The sequence below is a fragment of the Gammaproteobacteria bacterium genome (assembly GCA_021648145.1).
Classification (GTDB): domain Bacteria; phylum Pseudomonadota; class Gammaproteobacteria; order JAADGQ01; family JAADGQ01; genus S141-38.
The window spans coordinates 99,728-114,117 of sequence record JAKITI010000009.1 but is presented as its reverse complement, the minus strand read 5'-3'; the positions used below and the strand labels follow the sequence as shown (position 1 = coordinate 114,117).

Here is a 14,390-nt window from a genome sequence, read left to right as displayed (position 1 = left end):
AAATAACTGTCGCTAAATAAGGCACTCACATCAACTTTCCAGCCTTTTGAGTTAAAGAAGGGCAAGTACTGCAGCGATCGAACTCGGCTGCTCGCGCCGAGCCTTCCATAACGGCTTAATAAAAGAACTCTCATATTTAAGAAATTTTAGATTTATCAAAAATATTAGGCAAATCACGATACAACATCCTGTAACCACGCCAGGTATTACTTACATCTTGTGTTCCGCCACGAAGTAGTGAGAAAACCAAGCGATTAAGTGGTTCTAAAAACAATGTCACCCCCAAAAAAACCCAAGCTTGAAATGGCGAAAAGTGCTTAAATCCATATAACAAACGGCTACGTAATGAATAAAAAAGTCGGTGTGCTTTTACTTGGCTTGATGTACCTCCACCCAGATGAAAAGCTTGTGCTTCAGTGAGGTAAGACGTTTCCCAGCCTGACTGTTTAGCACGCAGTGAAAAGTCAACGTCCTCAAGATATACAAAGAACCGTTCATCAAACCCACTTAAGGATTCAAACATAGTCCGACGCATGAAAAAGAAAGCTCCAATCACGTGGTCGACTAATTTATCCGAATAATGATTCCATTCATCCATATGCACACCGCTTCCTCTTAGCCCTTGGAGTTTATTAAGCCCAACGGCCTGAGTAAAAAATCGTGATAGAGAAGGAAAGTATGCACAGGTACGAGCAACTTGCCCTTTTTCATCCACCAACTGAATCCCACAAATACCTACACCTTTGTTCACTTCATTTTCCATAAAGGCCATAGGTATATCCAATGAATTATCAAAAAGCTTAGTATCAGGGTTCAAAAAAAGAAGGTAACGAGAATTACATAGAGCCGCTCCTTGGTTACAGGCCGCACCAAAACCACGGTTAACTGAATTAAGAACAATATCAAGAGGTAAAGAAAGGGAGTCTAGACCCTTAAGTGAAGAGTCGCTTGAGCCATTATCCACCACGACTACACGACCTAGTGAAACACCACTATTCTGAGCCAAGATAATAGACTCTAAACAGTCGCGCAATTGCTGCCCAGCATTCCAGTTAACAATAATTATATCTAGTGATGCATTCATAGTTTTTTTTCAGAATTATTGATATTACCTGTATCTAACAACCAAATATTAATCAGACCGACTGGCAAAAATATTACCCAGATATAATCAAACTTTGCTAGATATGGGTTAGTCGCATTTGCAATCAAAAAACAAACAGTGCCTACAAAAACGGGCAACATATACACATTCAACCAGTGATCAGAGTGCATAATTTTCAAGCTCATCCAAAATATCCAAATCACTCCAACACTATAAAAAAGAAACCCGATTAACCCTGTTTGGAATAATAATGCAACATAACTCAACTCATAAGCCCAAGGCATATCTATAGAGCGTATAGAAGCAGAAGCTGATGCGCCATGACCTGCACCAAAAAATGGGTTTTTCTGCCACGCATCAAGTAGTGCAAAAAATTGCTCAGCACGCAACGATTCACCTACTCCCCCGCCACTAAATTTAAATCCAGCAACCAACTGCCCCCATATCATTACAACATCCAGACCAGCCACTAGAGTACCAAAGAAAAACAAAGTGCCTACCATCATCGATAAACCTGTAACTAAGCGCCAAAACTTCCTACTGGTAGCAACCCGGAATTGTCTGGCCATAAACATTCTCGCTATTATTACAATCAACGGAGAAATTGCCAATATTAGCCAAACAGCCCGGCGACCACTCAAAATCGCAATCACAATACCGAGAAAACAGGCAATCCATAACCATAACCTAAAAACAGATGTATCCTTATTAACAGGCCAAATAAGCACCATAGCAATAAGAAAAGGCACTAAGAAGTTAAGTGATGATATGTTATAAAGCCTATATTCTATATAGCCTTTATAAATCCCAATAGCCTGCCCCATATCTAATTTCAAATAAAGAAATTCAGGAAGCCATCCAATGGCATGTAACAAAAAAAGAATGGTATACAATGAAATAATTATCATCGAAAAAACCATTACCTTAAAAAGACCGTCTATGATTTTTTTACTACTAATCCCTGCAATCAAAAGCATATAAACAAAAGGCCATAACACATACACAGTACTCACTCGCAAAGCACCAGGAGCATTATTCAGCACACCTACCACTATAAACACCAACCCAATACACATCATAAATAATGTCCATCGTAAAATATCCATGTGCAGATGCACCGTGCCGTGCCTTAATAAAGCAATGCAAATCATCATTAAAATTATTGCCAGTAAAATAGCTTTAATTGGCTGATAAGTTGTAGGTACAAATAGCATCATAAAAAACAAAATATACGCAGGCCATACCAACCATTCATATCGGTATTGGAAAAACCATTTTCGAATATCAATATTCATATCGTGACAACATGTTTAATAAAAATTTTTGAAAGTGCTGCTTCAGAAAATTGAGGTGGAACATCATAACTATTATCTGTAATTATTTCACAGGCAGAAATAAATGATTCAGCCACCAAACCATCAGGATTTCTATAGTCTGTTAAAAAGAGTTGTTCCAATAATTGCCCAACACTCCATACCGCACCCGACTGTGTTGTTACAGTAAAAACTGGCTTTATAAGAGGTAAGTATTCGAATAACTTACTGGGTATTGCCGCTTGTGATACAGACAAAAGCAAAAGCCCATCAGCCTGCTGAAGAATCATCATCATTTCATCGCGTGGTACAGCATTCTTAATCTCGATTACCCAGCCTTTAGATTTAAATCGCTCTTTCCACAACGCGACCTCATCTACATCTGTCGCCTCTAGTTTTCCAAGCAATGTAACAACACCACAGGCTTTGCTACTTTCCAGACCCAAAAACAGCGCCTCAAGTAAGTGACCAACCTTTTGAGAAAGCCTAGATCCAGTAAATCGCCCTGCATGAACCAACTTAATTGGATCACTTTCGGAGCGGTTAATTATTTGTGTTAAGTTAAACAGCCCATCAGGGGGATAACCATTGGTTAAAACAACTGTTTTATCTTGGGTCAATGGCAAGCGACCGTTTAAAAGGGACTTCCAGACAGGTGATGTAACAAATATTTTATTCGCCTGCTCTAGTACTGTACGTTCAAGTCTAGCTTCACGCCATCGCTGTAACCTTGAATCACGTAAAAGTGGCTTCAATGGTTCATCTAACCATCCATCTCGCATATCAACAATCAGTTCAGACTTCAAATTTTTAGCTAAAATAGCAGCACCTATATGGGCTGATTCAGGTGGACTTGATGAAAGCACAAATGAAGCTCCAGATGAGTGTTCTAATACCGTTGGGTGTTTACCTGCTGCACGAGCCCACTGAATACCTGGATCGGGACAAAACAGCAAGTATGCCAATAAGCGACGTAGCCTATTCGGTTTACGCGTTTTAACTGGCTTACCATCCGGCTCAACATCACGATAAAGCCCTAATGGATCCCGAACAGTCAACTCTTCTCCCCACGCTTCAGAGCGCTGCCCTGTAACAGAGCCTGCACGAACCAGAACAATATAAAAACCTTCCGCAGCCAACCAGCGCACGAAACGATCAATCCGATAATTACCCACATGGCCTGCTTGTCGCCAGAAAGGAGCAAAGATAACTGCTTTTTTCATTTATTTAGATATCTCGTTATAATAATCAGCCAAATGCTCTGCCTGGCGTACTTGATGATACTCACTTTCTATATGCTTGCGCCCTTCTTTTGTCAAACTCAACCAATCGTCTGATTTAGATATCAGTGAATGTATGCATTCAGCTAGTTTCTTAACATCACGTTCCGGTGCTAAAAAATTAGCAAATGCAGAACCCACGACCTCAGGAATATCGCAGTGAGTGGTTGCCACTACCGGCATACCCGTTGCTAACATCTCAATGATAGAAACTGGTGCACCACCTTCGGTATCCCCATCTTTTGCAGTAACACTCGGCTGTAGAAAAAAGTGATGATTATAAGCCTCTTTTAACATTGATTGATGGGTTTGGTAACCAAGTAATCGAGTATGCTCTTTCAGACCACTATGCTCTAATTCCGAAAGAATAAATTCTTTTTCCCGGTGGCTCTCCAGATCCTGTCCTGCATCACCAATGATCGTCAATTGAATAGGTATCTTACGAGCAACAACTTGTAGTGCCTTAATCGCATAAGGGATACCTTTTTTTTCACGAAATGAGGCGGCAATCAATACCTTCAAAGGCTCATCGATACACCAACTACGAGGCTGAAATAGAATACTATCTACATCAACACCAAGATGTTGAACTTTAACTTTATGACTAGGACAACCTAGCAGCCTCACTACACACTCAGCCATGTGCGAACCTTCACACAACACCAAATCAACTTCACTAAATAATTGACGATACCGCTCTCGCCAAACGGGGCGCTGCATTGGAAGTTTATTTACATCCAGTCCGTAAAAAGTCACCACATGTTTAGCTTTGAGCTTTCGAATTGCTCCGAGGTTTGCCCACCCTACGTTACCGAAGTGAGAGTGAATAATATTTGTGCCAGATTTCCTGCTAATTTTCACCAAATAATTCAGGTACCGACGAACTCTTAATTTACGTAGCCCTTTATCCCACACCTGCCTAAAGCGTGATTCATATTCCAGGCAATGGAGATTTTCAACCGAAAATTGATCCAGATTTTCAGTACGTTCACAAACTACATGAGCTTCCACACCGAGTCGCTGCATCTGCTTAACCTGACTATACATCCAGGTCTGCGTCTGCGGCAGCCAAACGGGAAAGCTATGAACCACCTTCATTTTTTTATACTGACTTTCAATTTTTGAATGGCTCATTTCTTTATTACCGCTTAAAAAATAGTTGCAACTGCTCTTTCACAAACTCTTTCCTGAAAACAAAGTAAAGACCAACATAGGTCGCCCCTCCAAACAGAACCTGAAGAGTCAATTGAGCGACCGCTGGCAATGTTGATAAAAGTGGTGTTATACCAACAACTACCCCAACCATAGGTACAGCAAAAATGACTGGCTTAATCATCGAGCCAATAAACCCTGAAAAACAATTTCCAAGCAACCTTTTAACTATCGAATAATACCAAGCAAACAACAAAAGTGCTTGTAAACCCAGCAATGACCATGCAACCCCTTGAAGCCCCCCAACTTTAGCCCCTATAAATATTGTCAACGGAATAAAGGTAAACAACATCAAATTCCAGTAAAATGACCAATCTGCACGACCACACGCGAGAAGCAAACTCCCTCCAGCATTACCCGTAGAACGTATCAGTGAAAATAGGGCGAGCACCTGAATCAAAGGAACAATAGGCAACCATTGCTCTCCCAATACAACAGGAATCAATACGGGTGCCATAGCGGCAACCCCCATCAACACAGGTGCATTAATACTTGTCAATAAGTCTAACATTCTGAAGTACCCTCGTTTGAGCCTTACTTTGTCAGAGCTCACCTTGGCAAGTATGGGAAAAGCAACCTGGGTTAATACAGGGTTGATTTTGGAAATAGGTTGCAGTACCAAATTAAAAGCCATACTGTAATAGCCTAGTGCTTGAGAACCCAGTAATACTCCAATAACTAATTGATCGATACGGGAGTTAAAATAATTTAGTACATTTGCCCCCATTAAATGTAAACCAAATGACAGGTAAGATTTAACAGCCATATAATTAAAATAGAAACTGGGTAACATTTTCCGTTGCCACCCCACAAAAACCAACGACAGAGCTATCACTGAACTCTGAGCCAATTGCCCCCACACAAGTGACCATACCCCATACCCCTTCCATGCCAACATAATAGCCAACACAGTCCCAACAACTACGGCAAAAATTTCAATGATAGCCAACGGCTTAAACTGAAGCTGCTTTTGCAGCAACGCCTTGAACTGAACTCCCCAAGGCGAAATAAGAAAAGCGAGCGCAACCCACGGTAGTAACTGGTTCAGCTCTGGAGTGGAATAAAGAGCAGCAACGGCTGGAGTTATCAGCAACAATACGACGTACAACAAACCACCTAGCGCAATATTAAGCCAGTAGAGGCTGGATAGTTCAATATCCGTTGGGTTAGGTCGCTGAATAATCGCTTCACTCAAGCCCATCTGAGCAAACAATTCTGCAAAGCCTATTACAACTAACATCATCGCCAACAAACCAAATGCTTCCGGCCCCAGAATACGACCCAATACTACCAAGCGTATTACCTGGGTTATGGTAACCAGTATCATAGAGAGCGTAGTCCAGCGAACACCTCCCACTGCCGCTTGTGTAAGTGACATTTATAACTTCCTGACGACTACCATATACATCCATGCCCATTGTTCGCTTTTGTCAATACGATCCAGGATACAACTAATATCCTTAATTTTTTTAAGTGTACTCTGAAGAATCACTTGAGCCAAAAAAAAATTTGTAGAAGCATTAATTAGTCTGAACATAGTTTGTTTTACGCCTGCTTTCGAATTACTCTTGCAGGAATGCCTCCAGCAAATACATTTTCAGGAATATCGGTGGTAACGACTGAGCCAGCAGCGATAACAGCTCCAGACCCAATAATAACACCAGGGCTGATTACTACGTTTGCAAATACAGTAACATCACTACCTATAAGGACAGCTTCAAAAATATGATGGTTAATGTCTTTAGAATAATCTGTTCTACTAGCAAAGATGGAAACATTTGGACCACAATCAAACCTTTCACCAATATGCACTCCTCCATATCCGCACCCATAGATCACGCAGTTTGGAGAAATAATGCTACCATCGCCAATCACAATTGCCCCAGCAAAGTCACACCAGTCCATTCCACCTAAATGAAATATTGTTCCTGATTGAATTTTAACACTTAGCCCTAACTGAAGGTTCCTAATATCGCCTTTAAACATCACCCTCTGCTCAATAGAAACAGTAGGAAATTTTTTAAGCACATAAGACGAAGACTTACACTCACTCCAAAAATTCTTGAGATGCCTGAATATCACCTTTATTCGGCTCATGCTTTTTTCACTTTACTAATTATACTTGCTACTCTTGAGATGACCTTAAATCCAAAAGAATGAACCTGGATGACAGGACAAACAAGTTCCTTTGCACCAAAACTCCTTTTAAAACTCCGTACCCCTTCATGAGCACCGCTAGGATTAAAATCAAACCACCGATAACCATGTTCAGAGGAGTTTTTGATTATTTCATACATTAACAGATTGACAGGACGCATTTTAAAATACTCAGCCGAAGCTGCCCCATGCCAATAACCTACATGTTTTTTTGCATAAAGACATAATGCCCCCGCGACAACTTGATCATCATATATGGCCAACCAAAGTTTTATATTAGATGACGAAAGATCATACATATTTCGAAAAAGCATCCAGTCATATCTAGATGATACAGAGTCACCCCACCTCTTTAGCGAACCTTCATAAATTTCATAATAATCCTTCCAATCTTGAAGTGTAATTGCCTCTCTAATTTCAACCCCTGCTTTGCGTGCTTTGCGTGCGGCGGAAGCATGCCCCTTTGTCCATCCTTTGTATATCGTCTCGAAACCACATTTCAAGTCCAAAACATGGGTTTCATCGCTCTTTATATTTTTAGTATTTAGATTATGCTCAAAGGAATTATAAGGATTTAATCGCCATGTTAAATTTTTATAATTAGCTGCGATATATCCATGCAAAATACTTGCATGACTCTCCAATAGTTCACTAGCTGATAGCCAGCCACCAAATGTTCCTGCTGGGGACAACATATATTGTTTGACAAGCCCCTTTAATACCTGTTGCGACGAAAATGTTAATAGCGCTGACTTTCCATCTGAAAACGTAATAAGCTTCGCTTCAGGTCTCAATTTTCCTTGAGTATATTTTTGCCATACCTCTGCCCATTCACGAGAATGATAGTAGGTTGCATAATCACACTCTTCCCAAACACGACCCCACTCTTCTGCAGAAGGCAATCGTTCTTCCACAATCCTCAATTCCATTTTTATAAAACCTCCCCTACCACATCAATCACATCCGTCACATCCTTATCCGTCAATTTCGCAGACAAAGGTAAACTTATCGTCTGCCGTCCAATGCTCATCGCGTGCGGATAGTCTTCTGGCTTCCAGCCAAATGTCTGTTGATAGTAAGGGTGTTCGGGAATACTGAGGTAGTGCACCCCCACACCAATATTTCGTGCCGACATGGCACCAAGAAACTCATCCCGGCTAATACCACAATGCTGTTCGCCGATCAAAATGGTATAGAGGTGGTAGGCGTGACGGGTATCTGCTTCAATTTGTGCCGGTAAAGTAATAGGCAGATCGGCAAAAGCCTCATTGTAACTTTGCCATATTTCCTGACGTTTCAACCAGTACGTCTCAACTCTTCGCAACTGGTGGATACCGATGGCTGCTTGTAGATCCATCATGTTGTATTTGTAACCACACTCCACCACTTGATAATGTTTGTACCCCTCATCGCCAAAGCGCTTCCAGGCATCTTTACTCATACCGTGCAAACCCAACATTTTGATACGTGCGGCATCTTCCTCACACGTTGTGATCACCATGCCACCTTCACCTGTGACAATATTTTTGGTCACATAAAAACTGAAACAACCAAAATCACCAAAAGTACCTGCCTTTTGTCCATGATATTCAGTTTCTATAGCGTGAGCACAATCTTCAATAATTTTAAGTTCATGCTTATTGGCAATCTCACATAGAGCGTCCATATCGCAAGACCGCCCCGCAAAATGAACGGGGAGAATCGCCTTGGTTCTGGAAGTAATTTTTGCTTGCACCTCATTCGGATCAATATTCATAGTTACTGGATTAACATCAGCCAGCACTGGAGTGGCTCCAGCATGAATAATGGCATTAATCGTCGCACAGAAGGTGAGTGGTGTAGTAATTACTTCATCCCCTGCTCTAATGCCCGCAGCCAAAATACTAAGGTGCAGAGCAGCAGTGCAGGAATTTAGTGCCACTGCATTCTCTATTTCCTTATACTCGGAAAAATCCCGTTCGAACTGAGCCACCTTAGGGCCAGTACCGAGCCAGCCACTTTCCATTACGGCAATGACTTCCTCTATTTCGGCATTCTCAATGGCAGGGGAACCATAAACCAGCAACTCTTTTCTCATTTTATTCTCCGCTCAAATGTAACTGATTCATGCTAGTAATTTTTCTCAATCCAGTTTTGATAACTGCCATCCATCACCCTATGCCACCAATTTTCATTATCAAGATACCACTGCACAGTCTTCCTGATCCCCGCCTCAAAAATTTTTTCAGGTTTACAGTCCAACTCTTTAGTATCAAGAGGTCAGCTTGATCTTTATAATCAATGAGAACTATCCACTCCATTAAGTAGCCATTTACAAAAAAGGATTATCTGCAATTATTCCATAGTATTTTTGTGATGAATTAAAATCTTCAGAAAAGAGTCTGGAACATTTGGATCTTTCAGCAGCAGAAATTATCATCGAATCCCAGTAAGTCGTCCCATATTTTTGGTGCGTGTCAATGGCTCGGTATACAAGCTTCATATCCATTTTTGTAATTTTCAATAAAGATAATGCACTAATGGCTTCTCTTGCTTCTTCACTGGTTAAGGGTTCTGGGATTCGTTTAGTAACCACATTGAAAAACTCGCCAAAAACCTGAATCGACAACCAACCTTGGGCATTTCTAATATTTTTCAGAATCAAATCCTTTGCAATTTTTTGTTTTGCAGGATCTGAAGTATCATAGGCATACACCAAGATATTGGTGTCAAAAAATACACCTTCAGTCATAAAGATCTTCTCTAGTCCAGCTACGTTTCCCCATATCCCGCCCTAAAAGGTCAAAACTTCTTTCCAGCCTATTGATTTTACGTTCCTTTTCTGGATTTTCACGCTCGGCAACAGATTGAAGAAAATCCCTTATCATTGCAGTCATAGTGCTATTTTCATCAATTGCTATTTTCCTAACCTTTTTGATGACTTCATCATCTATATTTAGTGTAATATTTGTCATGATACACCCCTATTAAGTTTAACCCTTATTATGGTCGTAATCGTGAGATTGATCAAGCGCATCAAGGATGCCAGTCCGCTTGATCTCTTTTATTAAAGGCGTATATAAATGCTATTTTGAATAATTCCTATCCAGCCACTTTTTATAACTTCCATCCATCACCTCGCGCCACCAGTTTTCGTTATTTAGATACCATTGAATAGTTTTTTTAATCCCCGTCTCAAAAGTCTCTTTTGGTTGATAACCCAATTCATTCATTATCTTTGAGGCATTGATTGCATAGCGTCTATCATGTCCTAGGCGATCAGTGACGTGATTGATTAATTTGTTATGGGGCGCTCCTTTAGGATGATGCTCATCCATCAGTTCACAGACTAGGTTAACTATATCGATATTGGCCCATTCGTTGTTGCCTCCGATATTATAGACTTCTCCGATTTTGCCTTTTTTGAGTATCAACTCTATACCTTGGCAGTGGTCTTCTACATAGAGCCAGTCACGTATCTGTTTGCCATCTCCGTAGATCGGCAGTGGTTTGCCTTCCAGGCAGTTAACTATAGTTAATGGGATCAGTTTTTCCGGAAAGTGATACGACCCGTAATTATTGGAGCAGTTGCTGATTGTGGTGTTGAGGCCGTATGTATGTTGGTAACTGCGCACAATGTGATCCGATGCTGCCTTGCTCGCCGCATAGGGTGAGTTAGGCTGGTATTGGTGTTGCTCCGTAAAGGCTGGGGCTTTGGGTTCGAGTGTGCCGTAGACTTCATCGGTGGAGACGTGGTGAAAGCGATGCGCTGTTTTTTTATCGTCAAGCCAGACTTTTTTGGCTGCTTTTAGCAGTGAGTGTGTACCTTCAATGTTTGTTTTCAGAAAGGCATCAGGGCCGTGGATGGAGCGATCTACGTGTGATTCTGCTGCAAAGTGTACGAGGGTATCGATTTTCTCTTCTCGCAGCAGTTGTTCGATGCGATCGGTTTCGAGGATATCGGCATGAACGAAACTGAAGTTTTTTTGGCCTTCAACTGAGTCTAGGTTTGCTCGATTTCCCGCATAGGTAAGGGCATCAAGGGCAACCACTGTGCTCTCGGAATTTTGTTTTAACCAGTAGTGTACGAAGTTTGAGCCGATAAATCCGGCAGCACCCGTCACGAACAGTCGTCTGGCTTGGTGGCTCATAATTTTTTCCACTCTTTTAGTGTGTTATTTAAAGCGGCTTGCCAGTCGGGTTGCTCTATATCAAATATTTTCTTGATCTTACTGCAATCTAGTTTTGAGTTTTCGGGTCGTACCGCAGGGGTTGGATAGTCTGCGGTGGTGATGGCGTTGAGCTTGGGTATTATTTTTATTAAACCCATTTTTTTGCCTTGTGTGAGTATTTTTTCTGCAAAACCGTGCCAGGTTGTTGTTGGTGTACCGCTGTAGTGATAGGTTCCCCAAGGAAATGATGTTTGATCTTTTTCTGATAGCGCTTGCTCTGCGAGCTTTAATAGTGTGCTTGCGATATCCGCAGCGCAGGTGGGGCCGCCGTGCTGATCAGCGACGACACTGATTTCATCTCGCTCAATGGCAAGTCTGAACATGGTTTTGACGAAGTTGTTGCCTTCTGTTGCAAACACCCAGCTCACTCTTAAAATAATATATTTTTTGAGTATTTCTCTTATGGCTTGTTCTCCTTGCCATTTGCTTTGCCCGTAAACTCCGGTCGGGCTGGCTGGATCGTCTTCTTTGTAGGCTTGTTGTTTTTTGCCATCAAAGATGTAATCGGTGGAGATGTGAAATAAAGGTATATTGAGTGCTTGACTGATCACTGCCAAGTTGGTTGCGCCTTCTTTGTTTACTGCGTACGCAACTTCTATTTCTTGCTCAGCTTTATCTACGGCAGTATAGGCAGCTGCATTGACGATTATGTCGGGCTGGTGTTCGTTGACTATTTTTTGAACACTGTCCGCCTGGGTGATGTCCAGTCGGTCTTGGTCAAAGGCAACTATCTCATGATTGAGTGCTTGACCTTGTTTGACCAGCTCTGTTCCGACCTGGCCATTACAACCTGTAATTAATATACGCATCTTTTTACTCTCCAAAAACGGGCAGCTTGTCTTTGCTCTGCTCATTCAGTTTTGGATTATGGTTATCTTTTTCGGACAGGGTGTAATCCATTTGTGGCCATTCGATGCCGATATCGGCATCATTCCAAGCGATGCCTTGCTCTGACTGTGGATGGTAATAGTCGGTGCATTTATAGATGAAGTCGGCTTCATCGGAAAGCACGCAAAAGCCATGGGCAAACCCGGGGGGCACGTAAAACATACGGTGTGTTTCATCGTCTAGTATAATGCTTTCCCATTGGCCAAAAGTCGGCGAACCTTGTCGAATATCGACAGCAACATCGAATACTTTTCCACGACTGACACGCACCAGTTTTCCCTGAGGTTGCGTGAGTTGGTAGTGTAAACCACGTAAGACACCTTTTTGTGATCGCGAATGGTTATCTTGTATAAAGGACTTTGTAATACCCGATTTTTGAAACGCTTCTGCTCTATAGGTTTCGAGAAAAAAACCTCGGTTATCTCCGAAAACTTTAGGCTCAATAATGAGTACGCCTGACAGTTTGGTTTTTATAATATTCATGTTTTGCCCTTATATTTGAGCACTTCTTTTAGATATTGTCCGTAGTCATTTTTTGAGAGTGGCTGTGCAAGCTTGGATAGTTGCTTTGCATCAATATAACCCAGACGATAGGCGATCTCTTCTGGGCAGGAAATTTTTAATCCTTGGCGCTCCTCTATGATTTGAATGTAATTCGATGCTGCTAACAGAGATTCATGAGTGCCTGTATCAAGCCATGCATAACCTCGCCCCATCACTTCTACATTAAGTTCGCCGCGTTCAAGATAGACTTTGTTTACATCGGTAATTTCAAGCTCCCCTCTTGGAGAAGGCTTTATGTTTTTTGCGATATCGATGACATTATTATCGTAAAAATAGAGTCCCGTGACGGCATAGTTCGATTGTGGATTGACTGGTTTTTCTTCCAGATTAATCGCTTTGCCTTGCTCGTCAAAACTGACAACACCGTAGCGTTCAGGGTCTTTGACGTAGTAGCCAAAGACGGTGGCTCCTTTTTCTTTTTGGGTGGCGGCATGAAGTAGTTTAGGAAAGCCATGACCAAAGAAGATGTTATCACCCAATACAAGGCTGACGGAATCATTTCCTATGAACTTTTCACCGATAATAAACGCTTGCGCCAATCCATCGGGGCTTGATTGGACGGCATATTCAATAGAAAGCCCCCATTGACTACCATCTCCGAGCAAGGCTTCAAAGGAAACTTGGTCTCTAGGAGTCGTTATTATTAATATTTCCCGTATGTCCGCCAGCATTAATGTTGATAGCGGATAGTAAATCATCGGCTTGTCATACACCGGCATCAGTTGCTTACTGACTGATAGAGTCAGCGGGTAAAGACGGGATCCTGTGCCTCCTGCTAATATAATACCTTTCATTTAATATTTCCTATTCCAATAAACCCACTCTGCCGCCAAGCTTCATAAAGAATAATCGAAACCGCATTAGACAAATTTAAACTACGACTATTTTCCACCATTGGAATTCGAATACATTGACCTTCAGGAATCGTTTCTAATACTGAGTCAGGCAAACCTCTGGTTTCAGGGCCAAAAAGCAATGAATCTCCTGTTTTAAACTCGATTTCCGTATGATTTTTTTTACCTTTCGTCGAGCAGGCAATAATTCGCTCTGGCTGAGCGGCTTCAATATATGCATCTAAACCCGAATAAACACTCACTGATGCAAATTCACTATAATCCAGACCTGCACGACGTAATTTTTTATCGTTCAGTTCAAACCCCAGTGGCTGAATCAGATGCAACCTTGCTCCAGTATTGGCACAAAGGCGAATAATGTTACCCGTATTTGGAGGAATTTCTGGCTCAAATAGAACAATATGAAACATAACATACAAACGCTGGTCGAAATTGAGAGAGATTATACATGCAAAGAATAACAGCATGTATAAATTCTGTTTATTTGTGTAGATAACATGTGGATAAAAAAAGGGATTATTAAAACTCTAAGTTATCCACATTTTATTCAGAGCTAATACAACCTTTAAAACTAACTTATCATGAGAGATATATATAAACTAACTGTTTAATAGTAAAAACTATTTTTAACTTATCAACAGATTTATAGGGCTCTAATAGTAATAATAATAAGTTTTTTTTAATATCTTTCTATTTAATAAATAACAAAGAAAGGTCATAAAAATGGTGCCGATAAGGGGAATTGAACCTCTGACCTACTGATTACGAATCAGTTGCTCTACCAACTGAGCTATATCGGCACATAA

Annotated in this window: 15 protein-coding genes, 1 tRNA gene and 1 pseudogene; all 17 read right to left on the bottom strand. The window is 41.2% G+C overall.

All coding sequences use genetic code 11. The features are described 5' to 3' along the window. Window positions 1-136 precede the first annotated feature (136 nt). The 17 genes and pseudogenes from L3J70_07635 to L3J70_07555 all read right to left on the bottom strand — a co-directional run bounded on the left by L3J70_07635 (window position 137) and on the right by L3J70_07555 (window position 14,384). Complete coding sequence (locus L3J70_07635; protein MCF6236228.1) at window positions 137-1,084, bottom strand: glycosyltransferase; 948 nt, start codon at window positions 1,082-1,084, stop codon at window positions 137-139. Further along, entirely contained in the window at window positions 1,081-2,400 is a 1,320-nt protein-coding gene (locus L3J70_07630; GenBank protein MCF6236227.1) for a hypothetical protein, read from the bottom strand. Before L3J70_07630 ends, L3J70_07635 begins: the two co-directional genes overlap by 4 nt. Next, window positions 2,397-3,641 carry a hypothetical protein gene (locus L3J70_07625; GenBank protein ID MCF6236226.1) on the bottom strand — a complete coding sequence of 415 codons (1,245 nt, stop codon included), beginning with the start codon at window positions 3,639-3,641 and terminating at the stop codon, window positions 2,397-2,399. Before L3J70_07625 ends, L3J70_07630 begins: the two co-directional genes overlap by 4 nt. Beyond that, on the bottom strand, window positions 3,642-4,832 hold the full coding sequence (locus tag L3J70_07620; protein ID MCF6236225.1) for a glycosyltransferase: 1,191 nt from the start codon (window positions 4,830-4,832) through the stop codon (window positions 3,642-3,644). Window positions 4,833-4,839: 7 nt separating this feature from the next. Further along, a complete protein-coding gene (locus L3J70_07615; protein ID MCF6236224.1) occupies window positions 4,840-6,288 on the bottom strand; it encodes an MOP flippase family protein in 1,449 nt (482 codons plus the stop codon). Window positions 6,289-6,455: 167 nt separating this feature from the next. Beyond that, window positions 6,456-7,007 carry a hypothetical protein gene (locus L3J70_07610; protein ID MCF6236223.1) on the bottom strand — a complete coding sequence of 184 codons (552 nt, stop codon included), beginning with the start codon at window positions 7,005-7,007 and terminating at the stop codon, window positions 6,456-6,458. Next, window positions 7,004-7,996, bottom strand: coding sequence for a GNAT family N-acetyltransferase (locus L3J70_07605; GenBank protein MCF6236222.1), 993 nt, complete (start codon window positions 7,994-7,996; stop codon window positions 7,004-7,006). The genes L3J70_07610 and L3J70_07605 overlap by 4 nt, the downstream gene beginning before the upstream one ends. Window positions 7,997-7,998: 2 nt before the next feature. Next, window positions 7,999-9,144 carry a DegT/DnrJ/EryC1/StrS family aminotransferase gene (locus L3J70_07600; protein MCF6236221.1) on the bottom strand — a complete coding sequence of 382 codons (1,146 nt, stop codon included), beginning with the start codon at window positions 9,142-9,144 and terminating at the stop codon, window positions 7,999-8,001. A gap of 32 nt (window positions 9,145-9,176) precedes the next feature. Continuing rightward, window positions 9,177-9,314 (bottom strand): annotated as a pseudogene (locus L3J70_07595) (dTDP-glucose 4,6-dehydratase). A 64-nt stretch (window positions 9,315-9,378) separates the two neighbouring features. After that, window positions 9,379-9,798 (bottom strand): PIN domain-containing protein, encoded by a 420-nt coding sequence (locus L3J70_07590; GenBank protein MCF6236220.1) that lies wholly within the window; start codon window positions 9,796-9,798, stop codon window positions 9,379-9,381. After that, a complete protein-coding gene (locus L3J70_07585) occupies window positions 9,791-10,021 on the bottom strand; it encodes a DUF6364 family protein (GenBank protein ID MCF6236219.1) in 231 nt (76 codons plus the stop codon). Before L3J70_07585 ends, L3J70_07590 begins: the two co-directional genes overlap by 8 nt. Window positions 10,022-10,132: 111 nt before the next feature. Continuing rightward, window positions 10,133-11,197, bottom strand: coding sequence for a dTDP-glucose 4,6-dehydratase (gene rfbB / locus L3J70_07580; GenBank protein ID MCF6236218.1), 1,065 nt, complete (start codon window positions 11,195-11,197; stop codon window positions 10,133-10,135). Continuing rightward, complete coding sequence (gene rfbD / locus L3J70_07575) at window positions 11,194-12,087, bottom strand: dTDP-4-dehydrorhamnose reductase (GenBank protein MCF6236217.1); 894 nt, start codon at window positions 12,085-12,087, stop codon at window positions 11,194-11,196. Before rfbD ends, rfbB begins: the two co-directional genes overlap by 4 nt. Window positions 12,088-12,091: 4 nt before the next feature. Continuing rightward, complete coding sequence (gene rfbC, locus L3J70_07570) at window positions 12,092-12,649, bottom strand: dTDP-4-dehydrorhamnose 3,5-epimerase (GenBank protein MCF6236216.1); 558 nt, start codon at window positions 12,647-12,649, stop codon at window positions 12,092-12,094. Continuing rightward, window positions 12,646-13,524 (bottom strand): glucose-1-phosphate thymidylyltransferase RfbA, encoded by an 879-nt coding sequence (rfbA, locus tag L3J70_07565; protein MCF6236215.1) that lies wholly within the window; start codon window positions 13,522-13,524, stop codon window positions 12,646-12,648. Before rfbA ends, rfbC begins: the two co-directional genes overlap by 4 nt. Then, complete coding sequence (gene trmL, locus L3J70_07560; protein MCF6236214.1) at window positions 13,521-13,994, bottom strand: tRNA (uridine(34)/cytosine(34)/5-carboxymethylaminomethyluridine(34)-2'-O)-methyltransferase TrmL; 474 nt, start codon at window positions 13,992-13,994, stop codon at window positions 13,521-13,523. The genes rfbA and trmL overlap by 4 nt, the downstream gene beginning before the upstream one ends. A 314-nt stretch (window positions 13,995-14,308) precedes the next feature. Next, window positions 14,309-14,384 (bottom strand) — tRNA-Thr (locus tag L3J70_07555). Between the last annotated feature and the right edge of the window lie 6 nt (window positions 14,385-14,390).